18 protein-coding genes are annotated in these 21,676 nt (G+C 60.7%); 14 read left to right on the forward strand and 4 right to left on the reverse strand.

Features of this window, described 5'->3' with window-relative positions; translation table 11 throughout:
- Positions 1-201: 201 nt before the first annotated feature.
- From FJ404_01165 to FJ404_01175, 3 genes are read right to left on the reverse strand one after another with little or no spacing between them, the layout of a single operon-like run.
- The gene (locus FJ404_01165) at positions 202-1,836 is read right to left on the reverse strand and encodes an L-lactate permease (protein ID MBM3821491.1); all 1,635 of its coding nucleotides are present in this window, start codon (positions 1,834-1,836) and stop codon (positions 202-204) included.
- Positions 1,836-3,284 carry a DUF1501 domain-containing protein gene (locus FJ404_01170; GenBank protein ID MBM3821492.1) on the reverse strand — a complete coding sequence of 483 codons (1,449 nt, stop codon included), beginning with the start codon at positions 3,282-3,284 and terminating at the stop codon, positions 1,836-1,838. The genes FJ404_01165 and FJ404_01170 overlap by 1 nt, the downstream gene beginning before the upstream one ends.
- Positions 3,285-5,990: a DUF1553 domain-containing protein gene (locus tag FJ404_01175; GenBank protein MBM3821493.1), complete on the reverse strand. Its 2,706-nt coding sequence runs from the start codon at positions 5,988-5,990 to the stop codon at positions 3,285-3,287.
- Between FJ404_01175 and FJ404_01180 the strand changes: the two genes are divergently transcribed.
- From FJ404_01180 to FJ404_01240, 13 genes are all read left to right on the forward strand, one after another.
- Complete coding sequence (locus tag FJ404_01180) at positions 5,932-6,651, forward strand: matrixin family metalloprotease (GenBank protein MBM3821494.1); 720 nt, start codon at positions 5,932-5,934, stop codon at positions 6,649-6,651. The two genes, FJ404_01175 and FJ404_01180, sit on opposite strands and share 59 nt — an antisense overlap.
- The gene (locus FJ404_01185) at positions 6,648-6,896 is read left to right on the forward strand and encodes a hypothetical protein (GenBank protein ID MBM3821495.1); all 249 of its coding nucleotides are present in this window, start codon (positions 6,648-6,650) and stop codon (positions 6,894-6,896) included. Before FJ404_01180 ends, FJ404_01185 begins: the two co-directional genes overlap by 4 nt.
- Positions 6,842-7,708: a tRNA threonylcarbamoyladenosine dehydratase gene (locus FJ404_01190; protein ID MBM3821496.1), complete on the forward strand. Its 867-nt coding sequence runs from the start codon at positions 6,842-6,844 to the stop codon at positions 7,706-7,708. Before FJ404_01185 ends, FJ404_01190 begins: the two co-directional genes overlap by 55 nt.
- Positions 7,709-7,716: 8 nt before the next feature.
- Positions 7,717-8,793: a hypothetical protein gene (locus FJ404_01195; GenBank protein ID MBM3821497.1), complete on the forward strand. Its 1,077-nt coding sequence runs from the start codon at positions 7,717-7,719 to the stop codon at positions 8,791-8,793.
- 58 nt (positions 8,794-8,851) lie between these two features.
- The gene (locus FJ404_01200; GenBank protein MBM3821498.1) at positions 8,852-10,534 is read left to right on the forward strand and encodes an NADPH-dependent assimilatory sulfite reductase hemoprotein subunit; all 1,683 of its coding nucleotides are present in this window, start codon (positions 8,852-8,854) and stop codon (positions 10,532-10,534) included.
- 61 nt (positions 10,535-10,595) lie between these two features.
- A complete protein-coding gene (locus FJ404_01205) occupies positions 10,596-11,267 on the forward strand; it encodes a phosphoadenylylsulfate reductase (GenBank protein ID MBM3821499.1) in 672 nt (223 codons plus the stop codon).
- Between the two features lie 33 nt (positions 11,268-11,300).
- Positions 11,301-12,203, forward strand: a complete 903-nt coding sequence (gene cysD, locus FJ404_01210; GenBank protein MBM3821500.1) for a sulfate adenylyltransferase subunit CysD — start codon at positions 11,301-11,303, stop codon at positions 12,201-12,203.
- A gap of 10 nt (positions 12,204-12,213) precedes the next feature.
- The gene (locus FJ404_01215; GenBank protein ID MBM3821501.1) at positions 12,214-13,533 is read left to right on the forward strand and encodes a sulfate adenylyltransferase; all 1,320 of its coding nucleotides are present in this window, start codon (positions 12,214-12,216) and stop codon (positions 13,531-13,533) included.
- Positions 13,534-13,544: 11 nt separating this feature from the next.
- Positions 13,545-14,042 carry a tetratricopeptide repeat protein gene (locus FJ404_01220; GenBank protein MBM3821502.1) on the forward strand — a complete coding sequence of 166 codons (498 nt, stop codon included), beginning with the start codon at positions 13,545-13,547 and terminating at the stop codon, positions 14,040-14,042.
- Positions 14,043-14,129: 87 nt separating this feature from the next.
- A complete protein-coding gene (locus tag FJ404_01225) occupies positions 14,130-15,302 on the forward strand; it encodes an AAA family ATPase (GenBank protein ID MBM3821503.1) in 1,173 nt (390 codons plus the stop codon).
- Entirely contained in the window at positions 15,299-16,534 is a 1,236-nt protein-coding gene (locus tag FJ404_01230; protein MBM3821504.1) for a hypothetical protein, read from the forward strand. The genes FJ404_01225 and FJ404_01230 overlap by 4 nt, the downstream gene beginning before the upstream one ends.
- Positions 16,535-16,627: 93 nt before the next feature.
- Entirely contained in the window at positions 16,628-17,341 is a 714-nt protein-coding gene (locus FJ404_01235) for a DUF4129 domain-containing protein (protein MBM3821505.1), read from the forward strand.
- Between the two features lie 121 nt (positions 17,342-17,462).
- Positions 17,463-18,305 carry a DNA alkylation repair protein gene (locus FJ404_01240; GenBank protein ID MBM3821506.1) on the forward strand — a complete coding sequence of 281 codons (843 nt, stop codon included), beginning with the start codon at positions 17,463-17,465 and terminating at the stop codon, positions 18,303-18,305.
- Here FJ404_01240 and rsmB read toward each other — a convergent pair whose 3' ends face one another.
- Complete coding sequence (gene rsmB / locus FJ404_01245) at positions 18,306-19,736, reverse strand: 16S rRNA (cytosine(967)-C(5))-methyltransferase RsmB (protein MBM3821507.1); 1,431 nt, start codon at positions 19,734-19,736, stop codon at positions 18,306-18,308.
- On the opposite strand from rsmB, the gene FJ404_01250 reads away from it, so the two are divergent.
- A complete protein-coding gene (locus tag FJ404_01250) occupies positions 19,666-21,558 on the forward strand; it encodes a hypothetical protein (GenBank protein ID MBM3821508.1) in 1,893 nt (630 codons plus the stop codon). The two genes, rsmB and FJ404_01250, sit on opposite strands and share 71 nt — an antisense overlap.
- The last annotated feature ends 118 nt before the right edge of the window (positions 21,559-21,676 follow it).

The following is a 21,676-nucleotide window of genomic DNA, read 5'->3' on the forward strand; positions in this document are numbered from 1 at the left end:
ACCCCGTGGGCGAGACAGGCTTCGGAAACTTTCTCTCCGTGTCTCTGTGCCTCTGTGAGAGCCATCCGTCCTCGTGGTGTGACCGAAGAGAGCTCCCTGAGGACAGACGTCTCGGAGACTATCTGCCGAATGGGGGGGCCAGGTTTAAGGCTGATCTTTATGGCGCCCAGGTTGCGCACTCTTGCCGCAACGATAGCCTCTTTATTTCACGACCATGCTGGTGAAGGGTGGCACGTAGGCTTGCAGGGTGACGAGCAAGCCCACCAATGCAGCCAGGGCAATGCTATGAAAAAACACATAGCGCAGGATCGCGCCTTCGTGTCCGTACCAATTCGTCGCCGTGCTCGCGACCACGATGCTCTGGGCGTCCACCATTTTTCCCATGACACCACCGGAACTATTGGCGGCTCCCATCAGGATGGGGCTGATTCCAAGCTGTTCCGAGGTGATCTTTTGGAGGCCTCCGAAGAGGACATTGGATGCGGTGTCCGATCCGGTGAGAGCCACTCCCAGCCATCCCAACAGAGTGCCGAAAAACGGGTACAACGCGCCCGTACCGGCGAGAGCGAGTCCGAGCGTGGCATCCGTACCCGAATATTTCGTCACGTAACCCAGCGCCAGCATGGCGGAAATCGTGAGCAACGAATAGCGAACCTTCCACAGGGTTTCGCCGTAAATGGCCGCCATGCGAGCGGGCGAGTGCCCCATCAACGCGCCTGCCAGCAGGGACGCGAGCAGAATGCCCGAGCCCGTCGCCGAAAGCCAATTGAGGGTGAACACGGCCTTTTCGGCCGGGCCGCCCGCCGGTCCGACCGGCGGTGTTCGCAGGACGACCTCATGCAGGCGGGGCACTTTGAAATCGAAGGAAGAGATGGAGTTGAGGGCCTTCTTGATCTCGGGAACCCCCCAAACGAACACGACCAGGCTGAGAATCATCCAAGGCGCCCATGCTTTGAGGAGAACCGTTCGCGGCGGTGACACTTGCGCGGTGACGGGGGGATCCACCGGAGGCACCTTCATTGGTTTCGGCTGCCAGAACTTCAGCAGGATCGAAACCGCTCCCATGGAGACGATGGAAGAAACGATGTCCACGAGCCACGGTCCATGGAAGTTGGACACGAGGTATTGGGGAATCGCGAAGGAGACCCCGGCGGTGAGCGCGGCGGGCCACACGCCCATCATGCCCCGGAATCCGACGAAGGCCCACACGACCCAGAAAGGCACCAGCAAGGAGAAGAAGGGCAGTTGCCGTCCCACCATCTGGGAAAGCTTCATGAGGTCCATGCCCGTGACGTTATGCAACATCACGATGGGAGTGCCGAGTGCGCCGAACGCGACCGGGGCGGTGTTGGCGATGAGCGAGAGCCCCGACGCGGCGAGGGGCTTGAAGCCCAGTTGAATCAGAATCGCCGCCGTCACGGCGACCGGAGTGCCGAATCCCGCCGCGCCTTCGAAAAAGGCGCCGAAACAGAACGCGACCAAAATGACCTGCACGCGTGGATCCGGCGCCAGCGTGCCAAGGCTTCCGCGCAAGACCTCGAAGAGGCCCTTGTCCACGGTGAGGTGGTAGAGAAAGATGAGATTCAGGATGATCCATCCGATGGGGAAAAGTCCGCTGGCGGCTCCGTAGGCCGTGGTGGCCAGCGCGGTGTCGAGCGGCATGCGGTAGGCAAAGACCGCGATTCCGAAGGCCACCGCCAGCCCCAACGACGAGGCCACATGGATGCGCACGTGGCCCAGGGCGATCGCTCCCAGCAAGACCACGACAGGGATCGCCGCCACCAGCGTCGAGAGCCAGGGATGGCCGAGTGGATCGTAATGCTGCGCCCAAGTCATCAGGCTAGCAGTCCACGAACCACCTCGCCGCCATTGACGGTGGGCCGCTCGTCGCGCGAATTATGAAGGTAAGTCAACTTCTCGTGATCGAGTCCCAGCAGGTGAAGAATGGTGGCGTGAATGTCATGCACGTGAGCGCGGTGCTCGACCGCGCGCAGTCCGATTTCGTCGGTCGTGCCGACCGTCACACCGCGTTGGACGCCGCCTCCCGCCATCCAGATGGTGAAGCCCCAAGGGTTGTGGTCGCGTCCCTTGCCTTTTTCGTTGAAAGGAGTGCGGCCGAACTCTCCGCCCCAAACGACCAGGGTTTCGTCCAGGAGTCCCCTCGACTTGAGATCGGTGAGGAGACCCGCGATGGGGATGTCCGTCTCGCGGCAGCGTTTGCCGTGATTATCCTCTAAATCGTTGTGGGCGTCCCAACCGCTGTTGCTGCCGCTGTAGCATTGGACGAATCGAACGCCCCGTTCGACGAGGCGGCGGGCCATCAAGCAGAGGGAACCAAATTTTCGGGTGGGTTCCCGGTCAAGTCCATAGAGGCGTCGAACGGTATCGGATTCGGAAGCCAGGTTGACCGATTCGGGAGCCGCGGATTGCATGCGATAGGCGAGTTCGTAGGAGTCGATGCGAGCGGCCAGTTCGGTGTCCTCGGACTTGTCGGCGCCAAACTGCCTGTTTAACGCGGTTAAGAAATCGAGTTTGTTGCGTTGTTGCCGCGGGCCGATGGTTCGAGGGGGAGCCAAATTGAAGACGGGCGCGCCTTCGGAGCGGAAGTGAGTACCCTGAAAACTGGCCGGCAAGAATCCCGAGCTCCAGTTCTTGGGTCCGCCGACCGGTTCCGCCCCGTCCAGCATGACGACGAACGCGGGCAGATTCTCGTTCGAGGCGCCGAGTCCGTAGGTGGTCCATGCGCCCAGGGATGGGCGCCCGGCCAGGATGTCGCCGGTATTCATCTGGCAAACGGAACCCACGTGATTCAGTCCATCCGCCCAGCACGACCTCAACACGGCGAGATCGTCCGCATGCTTTGCGATTTCCGGATACCAATCGCTCACCCAGAGGCCGCTTTGCCCGTGGCGTTTGAACTGCCGCTTGGAGGGCATCAGCGTGTTGCTCGCGGTGCCCATGGCGGTGATCGGACGTCCGTAACTCTCCGGCATGGGCTGGCCGGCCAGTTGGTCCAACATCGGTTTGGGATCGAACAGATCCAGGTGGCTGGGCCCGCCTTCCATGAAAAGCCAGATGACGGACTTGGCTTTGGCGGCGGCATGGCGGGGGCGTGAGGCCAGAGGTCGCAAGGGATCGACGGGAGTGGCGGCCTGGAGCGGAGCGGCGTCTTTGCCGAGGAGGTAGGACAGAGCGAGTGACCCGAATCCGAATCCCGCGTGGTTCAAGAATTCGCGCCGGGTGGGAGGGCGGAGTCGGAGGGAAGGGTGGCGTGGCGAATTCATTCAGTTGCGGTAAACGAATTCGTTCGCGTTCAAGAGCATGTGGCAGAAATCGACCATGGCTGCTCCGTCGATTCGTTCCGAATCATGAGTGGGATTCAAGCCTGCGGGTTGCGACAGGGGGGCGCGCTCGCGCCATCTGGCTTCCACGATGTGTGTGTGGCTGGCGAAGAATTGCCGGGCCAGAGTTTGTTCCGAAGAAGAGGGACTTCGCCCGAATGCCAATTCGAATGCGGCGTTGACACGTGCCTCGCGGTCTGGACCTCGTGCTTCCCGATAAACTCGCCCGGCGAAATGTTCGGCCCATTGCAAGGATAAGGAACTGTTCAGCAGATTGAGGGCTTGTCCCGCGTTGACGGTGAGGTTGCGGCGGCCGCACGATTCGTGGGTGTCCGGCATGTCGAAGGATTCAAACAGCGGGTAGCGCAGATTTCTGCGAACGAAGACATACACACTGCGGCGATGGTGATCCCCTTCGGATTTCGGAACGCGCCACCCGCCGCGCGTGTCCATGCCGGACGGCAGTTCGGGAAAGACGCTGGGCCCTTCCATCCGGCGGTCGAGCAGTCCTGACACTGCCAGCGCCGAGTCGCGAATGGATTCACCCTCGAGGCGTTGCCGCGGGAAGCGCCAGAGCCGGCGATTGTCCGGGTCTCGTTGGGCGGCGTCGGCCCGGTTGTCCGAACTTTGCCGGTAAGTGGTGGAGGACATGATCAAGCGATGCATGGCCTTGATGCTCCAGCCCGATTGGATGAATTCCGAGGCGAGCCAATCTAATAGCTCGGGATGAGACGGTCGTTCCGCCGCCATGCCAAAGTCGCTGGTGGTGGCGACGAGTCCGCGTCCAAAGTGGTAATGCCAGAGACGGTTGACCATGACGCGGGCGGTCAGGGGATTGTCCGGCGAACTGAGAATCTTCGCCAAAGCGGCGCGGCGCCCGCTGGAAGGGGCGGCTTGCGATTTGGAAATGGAGACGGGCTGGGCGTCCAGAATCTGCAAGTAACCCGGGGTGATTTCCTCCTTGGGCGCGTCGTAGATGCCTCGATGGAGCAAATGAGTCTTGGGAGCGGAAGGGGCGACGTCCGTCATGCCCGCCGTCACGGCCAATTCTCCCGGATGCAGGGAGGCGAACTGCGCCAGATCTTTCTTGAGCGATTCCCAGCGCCGCTTGTCGTCCCCTTTGAGGCGGCCCGCCACCACGGAAGCGGGCGCGATATATTGGTGGGAGGATGGATCGATGTATTGTTTGGCTTTGTGGACCATTTGCCATTCGAACGCAGTTCGCTGATCGCCTGGTTTCTGCAAGGCGGCCTGGATTTCGGCCGGATACTTTTCGATGAAATCGTTGAGGATGGCTTTGCGATGCGGCGCTTCGAGGGCCGCCATTTCCTGGCGCAACGCCCGGGTTTTCGTTTCCCACTCGTTCAGGCGGGCTTGATGGGATGCGGCTTGATCCGGGCTTGCCAGCACGAGGTTGTCCGCCGCTCCGGTGTTTGCGAAGAAGGCCTGCAGCCGGTAGTAGTCGGACTGCAAGATGGGATCGGTTTTATGGTCGTGACAGCGGGCGCAAGCGTAGGTCATCCCACTGAAGACGGCTCCCACGGTGTCCGTGATGTCGTTGAGAATTTCCTGGCGTCGCTGCATCAAGTTCCGGGCGTTGCTTTCGTCCGGATAGTGACGGTTAAAGCCGGTCGCGATGAGGGCGTCCGCGTTGCCGGGGAACAGTTCGTCCCCCGCGATTTGTTCCTGGAGGAAGCGGGGGTAGGGCTTGTCCTGGTTGAAGGAGCGGATGACGTAGTCACGGTAGCGCCAAGCGTTCGGGCGTGTTTCATCTGCTTTAAAACCTTCGCTTTCGGCGTATCGAGCCAGATCGAGCCAATGCCTGGCCCAGCGTTCGCCATAGGCCGGAGAGGCGAGCATGCGATCGACCGCGTTTTCGAAGGAGAACGGCGAAGGATCCGATTCGAAGGCCGCGAGTTCCGCGGGAGTTGGCGGCAAACCCAACAAATCAAGGGAGGCTCGACGCAACAAAACCCGGCGCTCGGCGTCGGGGTTCAGCGGCAGGCCCAGCTCGGCTAGAGATGCTCCGATGAACGCGTCGATGGGATTTCGGAACCGGCGCTGATCCATGGCGGATGCAGGGGGTGCCGGTCGGATGACTTTTTGGAAGGCCCAATGTTCGCGCTGTTGGGGCGTGAATCGGGGGGCGGCATCGCCTGCGCGCGCGAGGGTCGCGGCGGCGCCGACGCCCAGGAGGCAGAGGGCGCGAAGTGCTGCAACAGCGCGAAAGTTCATCCAGGACCCAAGGGCTGATTTCCGATGAGTGTGGTCTCGATTGGGACGGGAAGTAAATACCGTTATTGAAGCGGGGTGAGATTGAAATGGCGGACCCTTGAAGAGCTGAACGGGCCGCGCTGCCGCCATCGCTGCCGCTCGACGGTGCATCCCGATGTTGCCGGTGATGCAGGTAGGGCGCGTCCGTCCCGGCGCGCCGCCGGAGCATGATGTTTTGCATCCCGTGGGCGGCGGGCTGGGACAGGCCCGCCCTACCAACAACATCGGGATACACGGGCCGCTCGAAGTGGCGCAAGATTGGGCGTGACCGCGGGTTCGAGGCCGCCTACCTTCAGCGACCCAATCAATTCCAATTATGAAGAACCATATCCCGGCCGGGATTTTCGGCAGATGGATTGGCCTTTCGCTGGTCATGGCGACCTCGGGTATCCAAGCGCAGGTTGTGATTGAGTTCGACTACACTCTGGACACCGGGAGTTTTTTCACGGATGCCTCGCGCCGGGCGGTGCTGACGAAGGCGGCTCAAGATCTGGTGTCACGACTTGGGGATTCCCTTTCGGCCATCACTCCGGGCGGGGGCAACACCTGGTCGGCGACCTTTAATCATCCGGGCTCCGGGACTTCAACCAGCGTCAGCGACCTCACCATTTCAACCGGAGTTCTGAAAGTTTATGCCGGCGCCTATGATATCTCGGGAAGCGCCATCGGGGTCGGAGGGCCCGGAGGATTCAGTGCATCCGGAACTTCCGGGTTCTTGGCTGACGTCAGCAAACGTGGCCAAACAGGGGCGCCCGCCGACGACTTCGGAAGGTGGGGAGGCAGCATCGCATTCGATTCGTTGACGACGTGGTATTTCGACTCGGATGTGTCCACCTCCGCGGATCTGCCGTCGGGCTCGTTCGACTTTTATTCCGTGGCGATTCATGAGTTGGGGCATTTGCTGGGTTTGGGGACTGCTGCTTCCTGGACGGGCCGTGTGTCGGGCGGCCAGTTTACCGGTGCTCAGTCCGTCGCGGTCCATGGGGGAAACGTTCCTTTGAATGCGGGGGGGATCACTGGGCAGAAAACACGATGAGCCGGTTGCCGGGAACGGCCACCTTCCAAGAAGCAGCCATGGACCCCGATATCTCGAATGGACAGAGGAAATTCTTCACCGATCTCGATTTTGCGGGATTGTCGGATGTGGGCTGGCAAGTCACGGCGGTTCCCGAGCCGGCGGAAACGACGTTTGCCGTCGGCATTCTGGTGGGGATGGCTTATGGCGCATGGCGGTGGCGGGGACGTCCGGGAATGCACAGCCAGAGCCGGGGCCGATCCTGACGCCGCTTCGGTATTCATTCACTTCAAGCGAGTTTGATCGCACCCCACCGGGAAGGGTCTCATTGGAGGATCGCAGGTTTCATTCCGTGCAGCGGTTGCTCTCCAAGGAGGGCTTGGCGCGGCTTGCCCGGGCTCGAGTCTGTGTGATCGGGATGGGAGGCGTGGGGTCGTGGGCGGTCGAAGCCTTGGCTCGCTCGGGAGTGGGTACGTTGAGGCTGGTCGACCTGGACGAGATCTGCGTTTCCAATGTGAACCGTCAGGTTCACGCCATCGAGGATCAGGTGGGGAAGAGTAAAGTCCAAGCCATGGCTCAGCGGGTGTTTTCCATTCACTCGAATGCCAAGGTGGAGGCGCTGGAAATGTTCTACGCTTCCGAAACGGAGGAATCCATCTTGGAAGGCGGCGTTCAGGCTGTGGTGGATGCCATTGATTCGGTTCCGAATAAATGTCGCTTGGCACGGGCCTGCCTTCGCCGGAACATCCCTTTGGTCATTTCGGGCGGTGCGGGGGGGCGAACGGACCCGGCCCGGATTCGGCTGGGGACCCTGGCCGAGGCGAGTCATGATCGATTACTGGCCGGGGTCCGGCGCCGGCTCCGCTTGGAATGCACTGCGGAAGAACATGAGAAGCTGCTTCGATTGCCCTCGGTGTATTCGGTGGAACCCGTGCTCGCCCCGGCGGGCGAGTTGTGCGATACCGGCGCCGCGGGACGCAACTGCGAGAGTGGTTACGGTTCGTTGGTGACGGTGACAGGCGCCTATGGATTCATGGCCGCGGCCTGGGTGATCCGGCGGTTGGCGGAAGTCAGGTAGCGGTGAGCATGGTGAAAGTCGGGATCGAATTTATGATGAGAATTTTTTGGGCTGCTTTGGCAATGGGATGGACGGGGATCGTCCCGCACGCCGCGCTTTACACGGAGCGCGTTTTTGGACCGGAGATTAAGACCGGCAATTACAAACATCCTTCCACCGTGACCGAACTGGACAACGGCGATTTGCTGCTGGCCTATTACGGCGGCGGAGGGGAGTACGAGCAAGCCACAGCGATCTTCGGATCCCGCCTGCCTCGGGGATCGAAGCGGTGGTCGGCCCCGGTCTCGATCGCTTCAAACCCCGTGTATTCGATGGGGAATCCTGTCCTGTGGAACTCACCCCAGGGCGAAGTTTGGTTGTTTTTCGTGGTCAGGCCTGGAGCCACATGGTCCACCTCCCGCATCGGGGCAAAGATTTCCAAGGATCGGGGCCGCACCTGGAGCGATGCATTCATGGTGACGTTTGACGAGGGGACCATGGTGCGAAGCCGTCCGATCGTGTTGTCCGACGGCCAGTATTTGCTTCCGATTTATCATGAAACGGGGGCGGACACGGAGCGAACGGGATCGGATACCACCTCACTTTTTTTGAAGTTCGATCCCAAGACGAGGCAGTGGGGCCGGTCGAACAAGGTGTTTTCCCGGATGGGGAATTTGCAAGCGGCTGCGGTCGAGCTTTCACCCGGGCGGTTGCTGGCTTTATGCCGACGAGGAGGGGACTATGAGCCTGGGGACGATGCTTTTGTGGTGCAGACGGAGTCTTCGGATGGGGGTCGCACGTGGTCGCCTGGGGTTGAGACTGGGTTTCCGAATCCGAATGCCTCGGTGGAGTTGATCAAATTGCAGAGTGGGAATCTGCTTTTCATTTACAATCCGAGCATGAATGACCGGACGCCGTTGCTGGCTCGATGGTCCGGGGATGGCGGGAAGACATGGCCGCGCGAGCTTGTTTTGGCGGATGGCGCGGGCGATTTTGCCTATCCGACGGCGATTCAAGGAAAAGACGGCAGGATTCATGTGACCTACACCTCGGACGAACGAACGGTGATTCGGCGGGCCCAGTTTTTAGAATCGGACTTGCGATAGGCCGGGGCTTGACAGATCGAAGGTTGTTGTTAACATCACAATCATTATCAACTTACTTATGATTAAGTCTGATTTAGATGCGGAAGTGACTCATAACGAGAAAATTAAGAGTGCGATTCCGACGCTTGCTGGGACGATTGCGGCGACCTTATCGGATCCTTCCAAGGATCATTTTTCGGACGATGACCAGCAGTTCATCAAGTTCCATGGCATTTATCAGCAAGATGATCGGGATCTGCGGAAGACGGGCAAGAGGTTCATGCTGATGGTTCGAGGGCGCATTCCCGGCGGGGTGATGACTTCCCAGCAATGGATGGTCTTCGACGATCTCGCGTCCCGGCACGGCAACAACACGCTGCGGATCACCACGCGGCAGAGCATTCAGTTTCACGGTGTGGTGATGTCAGGGCTGGGGCCATTGATCAAGCAGATCAACGAGAGTTTGCTTTCCACGCTGGCGGCTTGCGGGGACGTGAATCGCAATGTCATGGCGTCGCCCACTCCGGCTTCCACGGCGGCGAGGGTTGAGGTGCTGGCCGATTGCCGCCGCGTGGCGGAAGCGTTGGCTCCTCGGACCAAGGCCTACCACTCCATCTGGATCGATGGGGTCCAGTTGAATCTGGAATCCCTTGAGAACAAATCGTTCGTCGATCCACTCTACGGAGCCACTTATCTGCCGCGGAAATTCAAGTCCGCTTTCGTCATTCCTCCGGTGAACGACATGGATGTGTTCACGAACGACCTGGGCTTCATTGCCATCGTGGAGAACGGAAAACTTGCGGGTTACAATCTCGCGGTCGGGGGCGGCATGGGACGTTCCCATGGCAACGAAGCGACTTATCCGCGGTTGGCGAGCGAGTTGGGGTTTCTGCCGCGCGAACGCGTGATTGACATCGCCAAGGCGGTTCTCACCTTTCACCGGGATTTCGGCGATCGCACCGACCGGAAGCACGCGCGGTTGAAGTATGTGGTGGAGGAAAAGGGAGCGGCCTTCGTGAAAAACGAAATCGAGCAGCGGGCGGGATTCAAGCTCGAACCGGCGCGGCCTTACCGCTTCGAATCCACCGGCGATACCTACGACTGGCAGAGAGACGTTCAGGGATCCTGGTTCGTCACGCTTTATGTCCAGACCGGGCGGGTCAAAGACACGGCGGAATGCAGGATGAAGACCGGACTGCGAAGCGTGGCCGAGCAGTTTCCCGGCATCGAGTTTCGACTGACCGGCAATCAAAATGTGATTCTTGCGGGCATCAGCGACGCAGACCGTCCCCGCATTGAGAACGTCCTGGCCGCTCACGGAGTGAGGACGTCTCAACAAGCCTCGGTGCTGCATGCCGCTTCCATGGCCTGCCCCGCGTTGCCGACCTGCGGTCTGGCTTTGGCGGAGTCGGAGCGGATGCTGCCGGGTTTGGTGGATCGCATCGAGGCCCTGTGCGCCAAGGCGGGCTTGGCGGGCGAGGAGATTGTGATTCGATCCACAGGATGCCCCAACGGTTGCGCGCGGCCTTACATGGCTGAGATTGCGTTCGTGGGCAAAGCGCCCGGACGTTACCAGGTTTGGGTGGGTGGCAATGTCGCCGGAACCCGGCTGAATCGAGTCTGGAAGGATGTGATGAAAGAAGCGGAGCTCGAAAAAGAACTCGAGCCGGTGCTCAATCGCTTTGCGAAGGAACGGCTGAAAAACGAGCGTTTTGGCGACTGGTGCGATCGGGTGTTGTTGCCGTCCAGCGTCATTTCCTGAACTTCATCCTCACGAAACCTTCAAGCATCCCCTCCTTGCCGTCTGTGCTGACATGACAACCATGACCCTGACTCCCGAGGAAATCGCGGAGGCCAATCGAACCTTGTCCGGAGCGGTGCCTGCGGAGACCATTCGCTGGGCGCTCAATCTCTTTCCCGGCGCCGCGATTGTCTCCACCAATTTTCGCCCCTTCGAGGCGGCGTTGCTTCATCTCTGTGTGGAGGCCGATCCGGACATCCCCGTCTTGTGGGTGGATCACGGTTACAACCGTCCGGCCACCTACCGGCACGCGGAGGAGTTGCGGCGGAGGCTGAACCTTAATTTGAAATCCTATGTTCCTCGCATGACGGCGGCCCATCGGGACGCGGTGTTCGGTCCGGTGCCGAGTCCCGATGATGAGGCGGCGCTGCGCGAGTTTAGCGCGGTGATGAAATTGGAGCCCTTCCGGCGGGGCATGAGCGAGCTCGCGCCGCAAGTGTGGTTCACGGCCTTGCGGAAGGTTCAGAATCCCAACCGCGCCGGGCTCGACATCGTCTCTTGGGACAGCCATTTCAGCACGGTTAAAGTCAGTCCGCTCTTTTACTGGTCCGACGCGGAGGCGGAGCGTTATCTCCAGGCGCACCAACTGCCCAACGAATGGGATTATGCCGATCCTGCCAAGGCCGACGAAAAGCGGGAATGCGGGCTTCATGCCGCCTGGGGCAAGCAAGCGGTGGCGGGGCGGACGGCTTAACCCGCCGGCCTTTTCATCCGAAATTCCTTTCCAATGTCCTCGTTTCATCTTGATCACCTGCAGTACCTTGAAACGGAGTCCATCCACGTCATGCGCGAGGTCGCGGCGGAGTTCGAGCGGCCCGCCCTGCTTTTTTCCGGTGGGAAAGACTCCATTTGTTTATTGCGCCTGGCGGAGAAGGCGTTCCGTCCTTCGGACATCCCGATGCCGTTCTTGAACGTGGACACCGGGCATCACTTTCCGGAATTGAACGAATTTCGCGATCACCGGGCGGGCGAGTTGGGCGCGAAGCTCATTGTGCGCAAAGTCGAGGAGGCGATCGCCGCGGGCGTGGCTGTGCCGAATCCGGGCGAAGTCAGCCGCAACCGGCTGCAGATCCCCACGCTCCTTGCGGCGGTGGAGGAGTTTCGATTCGATTGCTTGATTGGCGGGGCCCGGAGAGACGAGGAGAAGGCACGCGCGAAGGAGCGTTTCTTCAGCTTTCGTGACGCCTTTGGCCAGTGGGACCCCAAGAATCAGCGGCCCGAGATTTGGAATCTTTACAACGCGCGTGTGAACCCTGGCGAGCACATGCGTGTCTTTCCGCTCTCGAACTGGACCGAGATGGATGTTTGGGAGTACATCAAACGCGAGCGCCTGGCGGTGCCGACCATTTATTTCAGCCACGAGCGGGATTGTGTTCGACGCGGCGGACAGTGGCTTCCGGTCACGACCTTGATGCCTCCGAAACCCAAGGAAGAGGTCAAAAGGCTCGTCGTGCGCGTGCGCACCATCGGCGATATCATCAGCACCGGCATGGTGGAGAGTCCGGCGGACAGCGTTGAAGACATCATCGCGGAAATCGCCGCCGCGAGGGTGACCGAGCGGGGTTCACGCGCGGACGACCGCGCCAGCGAAGCCGCCATGGAAGATCGCAAGAAACAAGGTTATTTCTGATTCCCAGACCATGTCTCATCCCGCTTCCCATCCCATCGAGATCCTGCGCTTCAACACGTGCGGATCCGTCGATGACGGCAAGTCCACGTTGATCGGGCGCTTGCTCTACGACTCCAAATCTCTGATGGAGGATCAATTGGAGGCGTTGGAACGTTCCGCCGACATCACGGGCGGGGGCCAGATCAATTTGGCCAACTTGACCGATGGATTGAGGGCCGAGCGCGAGCAAGGCATCACCATCGACGTGGCCTACCGTTATTTTGCCACCCCCCGGCGGAAGTTTATCGTGGCCGACACGCCGGGGCACGTTCAATACACTCGAAACATGGTCACGGGTGCCTCCACCGCCAATCTGTCGGTGGTTCTGGTGGATGCCCGCGCCGGGGTGACTGAACAAAGCCGCCGCCACACCTACATCGCCTCGTTGCTTCGCATCCCTCACCTCGTCATCGCCGTCAACAAGATGGACCTGGTGGATTGGAGCGAGGCCCGGTTTCAAGAAATCCGAGACACCTTCGAGGAATTCCTGCCGTTGCTCGACATCAAGGACGTGAAGTTCATTCCCATGAGCGCCCTGAACGGGGACAATGTGGTGGATTTCTCGCGCCACACTCCCTGGTACAACGGACCGACCTTTTTGGGGCATCTGGAAACGGTCCACATTGCCAGCGACTGGAACCTGCACGGTTTGCGCTTCCCGGTTCAGTGGGTCAACCGTCCGCATAACCCACGTGATCCGCGTCTCCACGATTTTCGTGGATTGAGCGGGCAGATTGCCGGGGGGACGGTCAAGGTGGGGCAAAGAATCATGCTGCTGCCGAACGGCCTCAAGACCACCGTGAAGGAAATCTGGACTTCCGACGGTTCCTTGAACGAGGCATTTTGCCCGCAAAGCGTCACCCTGGTGTTGCAGGACGATGTGGACGCCAGCCGCGGCGACATGGTGGTGGATCTTGCCCATTTGCCGGGCATGAGCCAGGAGTTGCACGCCCGAGTATGCTGGATGCACTCCCGGCCGTTGCAGCGCGGCCGCAAGTTTTTCCTGAAGCACACGACTCAGACGGTCCAGGCGGTGGTGACGGACATTCCGGAGCGGATCCACATTCAGACCTTCGACGAGGAACCTGATCCCGCCGAGTTGGCCATGAATGACATCGGGGAAATCCGCATCAAGACCGCCAGGCCCGTAATTTTTGACGGGTACGGCACCAACCGATTGACCGGTTCGTTCATTCTGATTGAACAGGGAGCCAATGCGACTGTCGCCGCCGGCATGCTGCATCCCCCCACCGCGCCCGTCCGGCCGGAGTACAACGATTTCGCGATTTGACTTTGGCGGGCATGGAATCGATTCCGGCACCCGATTGCCATTTCCTCAACGCGGCCCAAGGCTGGCTCGAACTGGGCAACGCGGCGGAGGCGAGGCTTGAATGGCGGGGCGTCTCGGAAACGCACCAAAGTCATCCCGAGGTCATTGAGACGCTCTGGCGCATTCAAGCCGCCGAAAAGGAATGGGACGAAGCCTTGCTGACCGCACAACGCCTCGTGGACCATTCACCGGGGTCTCCCAGCGGTTGGATTCATCAGTCCTACACCCTGCATGAATTGCGACGCACGCAGGACGCCCACGACAAACTGGTCCGGGTGGCCAAGCGGTTCGACACGATTTCGACGATTCCCTACAATCTTGCCTGCTATCAGTGTCAGCTCGGTGACCTTGATGCCGCCCGGAATTGGCTCGAGCGGGCCATGAAGATTCAAGGGCGCGATTCCATTCGCGAGATGGCACTTACGGATGCGGATCTCAAGCCGCTTTGGCCCGAGTTGCGAAACCTTTAGCGGCTTTTGGTGTTCTTTTCTTCGCCCGCCCCGGGAGATTCCGTCGGCATGGCCGACGATCTCGAACCGCGGAGCGATGAGAGGCCTATGGTGACTCCACTCTCACCCGCGGAAGCGGCGGAACTTTTTCAACGCCTGCTGCAGAACATCGAGCAGGTCATTCGGGGCCAAACCGCCGCGCTGCGCAAGATCCTTGCCGCCCTTGCCAGCGACGGCCATGTGTTGCTCGAAGATTTCCCCGGCACCGGCAAAACGACGCTGGCCAAAGCGCTGGCCCGGTCTGTCTCCGCCCGCTACAAGCGCGTGCAATTCACGCCCGACCTCCTGCCGAGCGACATCCTCGGCGTCTCCATCTATCATCAGCGCGACCAAACGTTCCACTTTCGAGAAGGTCCGGTGTTCACGGAAATTCTGTTGGCCGATGAAATCAACCGGGCTTCCCCGCGGACTCAATCCGCCTTGCTGGAGGCGATGGGTGAGGGCCAGGTCAGTGTGGAAGGTGACCGGCGGGCGCTGCCGCCGCTGTTCTTCGTCATCGCCACCCAGAACCCGGTCGAATTCCGCGGCACTTATCCTCTGCCGGAAGCGCAGATGGACCGCTTCGCGCTCAAATCGTCCCTGGGTTATGTAAGTCCGGAGGCCGAAGCTGAAATTCTCGCCCGGCAGACGGAGTCGCATCCGTTGGATTCCTTCGAACCGTGTGCCACGGTGGATGAGATTCTGGCATTGCGCGGAGCGGTCCGGCGGGTGCGAGTCTCGAGTGAAATGCGCCGTTACATGGTGGATCTCGCCTCCGCCACCCGCACTCGTCCGGGGGTTCAGCTGGGTGCCGGACCGCGCGCCTCGCTGGCCTGCGGCATCGACACTCAGGAATCGCTTTTGGATCTGATGTTCCTGGGGCCGCGCGCCATTCACCTCACGACGGGGCGTGGGGTGGCTCATGTGGAGCACGCCCTGACGCACCTGGCGGCGGTCCGCGCGCAGCCCGGGGCGGGGTTCGCCACACTCGAATCCCTGGTGCTCAGACACGCGCAGGAAATGTGCGGCTGTCTGCTAGTGCTGCTTCATTGGGATGAGTCGCGCGCATCCTTGGCCCGCCGGCTCGAGGCGTTGCGAATGCCTCTGTTGATCCTCGTGATCACCCCTCGTGGGCGAACCCTTGAAGGTCCGGATCGCACCGAGGGGGGAACGCGCATCGTGAAGCTCGTGAGTGGAGACATCGAGGCGGGTTTGCGTCAGCTTACAGGATTTGGATTATGATCAGCACCCCCATCGGACTGGCCGGTTTGGGCCTTGCCTTCTGGGGCTGGCAGACGGGGTTGTTTTGGGTGGGGTTGTTGGCGGGACTGGGATTGGAACTGACCCGGTTGGTGCGCCAACCCTGGCAATTCACCCAGAAGGACCTCGACCAGATCTGGAATTTTTGTGTGGTCCTCTTTTTGGCGTCCATCGTGTTCGCGTTCCTGCTGGGCGAAGGCGGGAATGCGCTGGCTGATGTGGCGAGGGAGAACTCCGCCGCGCATCGATTGGAGGCGTTTCGCAAGAGCGCCCAAACCATGGTCACCATTCTGAGCTGGCTGCCCCTGTCGTTTCTTCCCATCTTGGCGGCGCAGGCGTTGGGCAACCGGACGGGCATGGATTGGAGCACCTTTTCCTGGTGGCTGCGCTTGCAAAGGTCTGGGGCGTCTTCGGGTTCAAGTCCGGGCGTGGATGTCACGTGGCCCTTTTTTGCACTGTGTTTGTTCGCTTCGAGTGCGGGTAATCACCGGTCCCTCGATTTTCCGATTGGATTCGGTCTGCTGCTCGCCTGGGCGCTCGGTTCGCAACGCCCCCGGCATTACCGCCCGGCGATGTGGGCTGCGTGCCTGGCCACCGCGATAGTGGTTGCGGGCGGGCTTTATCTTGGTTTGCGAGGTTTGCAGGAGCTGGATCAAAAACTTCAGGCGGCGCTGGGAGCGCACTTATCCGGGAAAAAGGGGTTTGATCCCCGACAAACCCGGACGGCGCTCGGAACGATTGGGCGAGTCAAGACGTCCGGCGCGATTCTGATGCGAGTCCAAGGCCCTCAAGTTTTGCTGCGCGAGGCCAGTTACAACGGCTTTCGCCACGTGCAGTGGTCGGCGCCCAGACAGGTCTTTTCCGGGGTGTTCGCCCAGCAGGACCCGGGGTCGTGGCGTCTGCTGGACCGTCGGGCTTCGCGAGCCTCCGTCCGTGTCCTGCGTCATGCGGCCGAGGACAAATCACTTCTGGCGGTTCCTCAGGGTGCGGTCGAAATCGAGCGACTCCCGGTCGGCCAGCTCGAAACGAATGCCCTCGGCGTGATTCAAATCAGCGATGCGCCAGGGTTCCTCCAGTACGACGCCTTTTTCGATCCTGGGTTCACGGTCGAAAGCCATCCGGACGCGCAGGATGTGGAGGTGCCGGAGATCGAGAAACCCGCCTTGCGAGCCTTGATTGAGGAGGCAGGATTGGACGGGTTGGACGCGTCTTAAACGGTCGAAAAGCTGGGGCAGTTTTTTTTCACGCGGTTTCGCTACAGCACCTGGATCGAGGGAGCGTCGGAAGGAGGAACCAACACCACTCCTGTGGCCCGATTCCTGACTCAAACGCGTTCTGGACATTGCGAATACTTTGCCACCGCCGCGGCGCTGGTATTGCGTGAGTTGGGGATTCCCGCGCGCTACATCTCGGGTTACTCGATGCAGGAAAAACGCGGCGAGGAATGGCTGGTGCGGGGACGGCACGCGCATGCCTGGACCTTGGCCTGGGTGGACGGAGTCTGGCGGGAGATTGATCTCACGCCGGCCTCGTGGGTTGAGATGGAGTCGGCGAGGGCACGTTTTTGGGAGAAGTTGGGCGACGGGTTTTCGGCGGTAAGACTCTTTATTTCCAAAGTTCGATACGGCGATGGCGAATGGAAGGGCGCCATCCCGTGGCTCATGCTCCTGGTGCTCGCTTATGCCGGTTGGCGAGTGTACTCGGGAAAGCAATGGAAGAGGAATGAGCCGTCCGTCCACGCGGTCCAACGAGGCCTTTTCCCCGGCCAGGACTCTGAATTTTATCGAGTGGAACGGAGCATGGAGGAAGCGGGACTTCCTCGCCGTCCAGGCGAGACCCTGGAACAATGGCTGCGCCGCTTAGGGGACGGAGATCGAGCATCGGCGGCGGAGCTGCAATCCATGCTGGACCTCCATTACCGGCTGCGATTTGACCCGGGGGGATTGACGCCACCGGCGCGGGCCCGGCTGCGAGAGCAAGTCGGGGCATGGGAGGCGAAGCGGACACGCGGAAAGCCTTGAACCCGCGTTTTCCTTGATCGACCATCCCGTCGCTTCGACCTCCATGGAGAAATCCGTTTCCAAGCTCGGACGGGTGCCGAACCCTCCCGCGGGGGAATCGGAAGCGCCGAGCGCCCCGAGCATCCCGAGGGCTCCGCGCTCGATTCGGAAAGGGAGTTCATTGCAATCCCTGTTGGATGCTGAGGCCATTGCGTGCTTGGCCAACAATCTCCGATGGGCTTGGTCGGCATTCCCTCGGCGGCATTTTTGCGAACTCGCCCATCAAGGCCTGGAGTCCCTGGGCATCATGGACCGCGGGGGACACTTGGCGGAGGTGCTGCGCCGGTGCCTGCCCGCGCGATATGACCAAGCCATCGAATGCCTTCTCCGATCGCTGACACCGCCCCTGAGGATCACGGAGGACGCCGGGTTGGGCGTCTTCTTTTATCTTCCTCATGTGTGTTTTGTGGCCAAGTTCGGACTTGATCCTGAGGGCAATGGGGGAACGGATCCTTTTGAAATTTCGATGCGCGCTCAATACGCGTTGACTCGGCGGTTTACCGCCGAGTTTTCGATGCGCCCTTTTCTGATCCAGGAGCCACGCCGAACGATCGCCCGACTTCTCCAATGGACGCGCGATCCCGATCCGCACGTGCGCCGGTTATGTTCAGAGGGATCGCGTCCGCGTCTTCCGTGGGCGTGCCGGATTCCTGAGTTCGTGCGCGATCCGAGCCCGACGCTGCCGATTTTGGAATCGCTCAAGGATGACCCTGAACTTTATGTGCGGCGAAGCGTGGCCAATCACATCGGGGACATCGCCAAGGATCATTTGGGGCTGGCGCTGGGACTTTGCGAGCGGTGGCTCGAGGGGGCGAGTGCGGAACGGCGCTGGCTGATTCGTCATGCGCTCCGGCATCCCGCGAAGCAAGGCGTCCCTCGCGCGCAGAACATCCGAAAAAAGGCCGAATCGTCGCCGAGTTCCTGATTAGGAACGAAGTTTCCGTGTCAACTTGGCGGCGTAAGCGCCGTCGGTGTCGCACTGTCCGGGCAGCAATTCGCGTTCGCTTTCGAGCGCGTAATCGGGGTGCCGTGCCAGGAAGGCTGACACGTTCTCCTGATTTTCCTCCGATTCGATGCTGCACGTGCTATAGACCAGGGTGCCGCCGGGTTTCAGCAAGGGGGCCGCCTGGTCAAGGATCTCTGCTTGCAAGTTGACCAGACGCTCGATCTCGCTCGGACGAATGCGCAGCCTGACTTCAAGCCGCCGGCGCATGACTCCGGTGTTCGAACATGGGGCATCCACCAGAATGCGATCGAACGCGGTGTTCAATTCCGGGAAGACCACGCAGTCCGATTTGGTGGCATGGACGATCGTGGCACCGAGACGGGCGCAATTCTCGCGCAGCAACGGCAACCGGTCGAAGGCCCGGTCCTGCGCCGCGATTTGGCCGCGATTCTCCATCCGTTGGGCGATGAAGGTCGATTTGCCGCCCGGCGCCGCGCACAGGTCGAGCACGGCTTTTCCCGGGCGTGGGTCCAAGAGGATCACCGAAAGCAGCGTGCTGGGGTCCTGGATATAAAACCAGCCATCCTTGAAGCTGTTCAGGCGGGCCAGGGGAGGAGACTTCTTGAGACAAAAAACAAGGTTTTCTCCCGTCCAATCGTAGGTGCGGAAGTCGTAGTCCACCCCCTCCTCGCGCCAACGTTCCACCAATTTCTCAGGAGTTGTTTTCAGCGTGTTGATGCGCGCGAACACTCGGGCCGGCGTATTGTTGGCCGCCAGGATGGCGCGTGTTCGTTCTGTTCCAAACTTGCTTTGCCAGCGTTCAACCAGCCAGGGGGGATGCGAATAAGCGGTGGCGGGATCCTCAATCTCCAGTTCCCTTAACTCCGCGGCCAGGGTTTCCCGGTCACGCAGGGCCTGGCGGAGAATGGCGTTGACGAAGCCGGACTGCGGTCCGAAGCCAAGCTCCCGCGCTTGCTGGACTGCTTGATCCACGGCGGCGTGAGGCGGCACGCGGTCGAGGTGAAAGATCTGAAAGAACGCGACGCGCAAAATGGTCTGCAAGGTTCGCTTTTGCTGGGGCTGGCGGGCATAACGCGCGAGGATCCAGTCCAGGCGGGCGCTCCAACGGGCGACCCCGAAAACCAACTCGCGGCACAGCGCGCGGTCGGGACCGGGGAGCCCCGACTGATCGAGTTTGGCGTCCAGGCGATCTTCGAGAAACTCGCCGGAAGGGTCACGCGCGAGAAGCTCCACGGCAATTTGTCTTGGCCTTTCAACTGGCACGCCCGTATCATCTCCGTCTGTCCATGGGCAGGCGAGAGAATTGGATCCATTACCTATGAGAGAAGAGTTCGACAAGCTGGTGGCGGCGGGGAAGATTGGGCGGCACCATGTGGAGCCGTTGATCACGCTGGTGCAGGGCGGCTATTGCATGCACCGCAGTTGGGGGTTTGGGAAGATTACCACCGTGGACACGGTGTTTTCCCGGGTCACGGTGGATTTTCACGGCAAGCCGGGCCATTCGATGGACTTGGCGTTCGCGGTCGACTCCCTCAAGGCCATTCCGGCCGCGCATGTGCTGGCCCGCAAGGCTTCGGATCTGCACGGTTTGCGCCAGATGGCGGCGTTGCATCATTTGGACTTGATCAAGCTGGTTGTGGAGAGCTACGGCGGGAAGGCCACCCTCGATCAGATTCAGTCCGTTCTTGTTCCAGAAGTGATCACGGAGGACTGGAAGAAGTGGTGGGAGGCGGCCAAGCGGGAGTTGAACAAGGACGGCCATTTCCAGGTACCCGCCAAAAAGTCAGAGCCGATTACGTATCAGGCGAAGGAAACTTCGCTGCAAGACCGGCTCATGTCGGATTTTCGGGCCGCCAAAGGGCTGAAAGCCAAGCTGGCGGTGGGCTACGAGGTTCAGAAATGCCTTGCGGACATGAGCGACGCGGCCTCGGCGGTCCGCGATGTGCGAGCCGCATTGAACGCCGACATCCAGTCGCATCAGCGCACGATGCCGGCCCTGGCTCTGGAAGCCATTTTCTTGCGTGACGAGCTGGCCGCGACCGCTTCCGTCGCGACTGGCGCGGACGAAATCGCCTCCCAAGCCGTTTGGGCACAGCATTCGAAGTTGGCGCCATTGTTGGAACTCATGCCGGCCGCCAAGCATCGCCGCGCGTTGCAATCCTTTCTCAAGGCCAATCCAGCCGGGTGGGAGGAGGCGGTGCTGGGCCTTCTCAATGCCGTTACGGCCAAACTCTGCGGGGAATGCGCCAGCCTCCTCATTCAGGAGGGCAAGTTGCTCTCCCTCAAGGATACGCTCGCACGCTTGATCAGTCATCACCAGGCCAGCAGCGAATTGCTGCTCTGGCTGGCCAAGGAACGTTCGGACGCATTCGCCGACATTCTGGGGCCGGAGGTGTTCCGCGCCATGCTCACCGCGATGGAGCGGGATCAATTCAACGAGAAAAAGTCGAACCGGCTGCGCGACTTCATCCTCGACGACCATGACCTTTTGGTCGAATTGATCGGAACCGCCGATATCGAGGTGATTAAAGATCTCACGCGGGCGCTTCAGCTTTCGCCGAGCTTCGATGACATGGACAAGCGGTCGCTCCTCGCTCGCATCGTGAAGAGTTACCCGGCCATTCAAAGCCTGATTTCCGGTGATCAGGTCAAGCAGGATGCGGCCCTTGTGGTTTCCTGGCCCAGCCTCGAGCGTCGCCGCGACGAGTATCAGGATTTGGTGCAGAAAAAGATTCCTGCAAACTCGAAGGAAATCGCCATCGCGCGAAGTTACGGGGACCTGCGCGAGAATCACGAATACAAGGCGGCGAAGGAAATGCAGAAGATCCTCATGCGCCGCAAATCGGAGCTCGAAGCTCAACTCGTGAGGGCTCGCGGCACCGATTTCGCAAACCCGCGCACCGATGTCGTCAGCATCGGCGCCGAAGTGCGTGTCACCGACCTCGACAATCACAATCCCGAAGCTTATTCGATCCTGGGTGCGTGGGACTTCGATGCTGAGAAGCACATCATCAGTTATTTGAGTCCCATGGCGCAGGCCATGCTCGGGAAAAAGGCGGGGGAAGTCGTGGAATTTGAACTGGATGGCGCCAAACGGAATTACCGTCTTGATGCCATCACGACTTCCCAATGCATTCCGTCCTCCTCTCATTCCGTGGCCACTCCCTCCGCGGCACCTGATGCGGCTCCGGCGGATGGAGCTGCCTCCTGATGGTTCGGGCCGGGCGCCCGCTTCCGTTCCGTCTTGGGTGAGTCTCCCGGGTGAGCTCCGACCTTCCTTGATTGAACCTGGAAACGGGAATTCACCAACTTCGCCAGCCCGGGACTCG

The organism is Verrucomicrobiota bacterium (assembly GCA_016871495.1).
Classification (GTDB): domain Bacteria; phylum Verrucomicrobiota; class Verrucomicrobiia; order Limisphaerales; family VHDF01; genus VHDF01.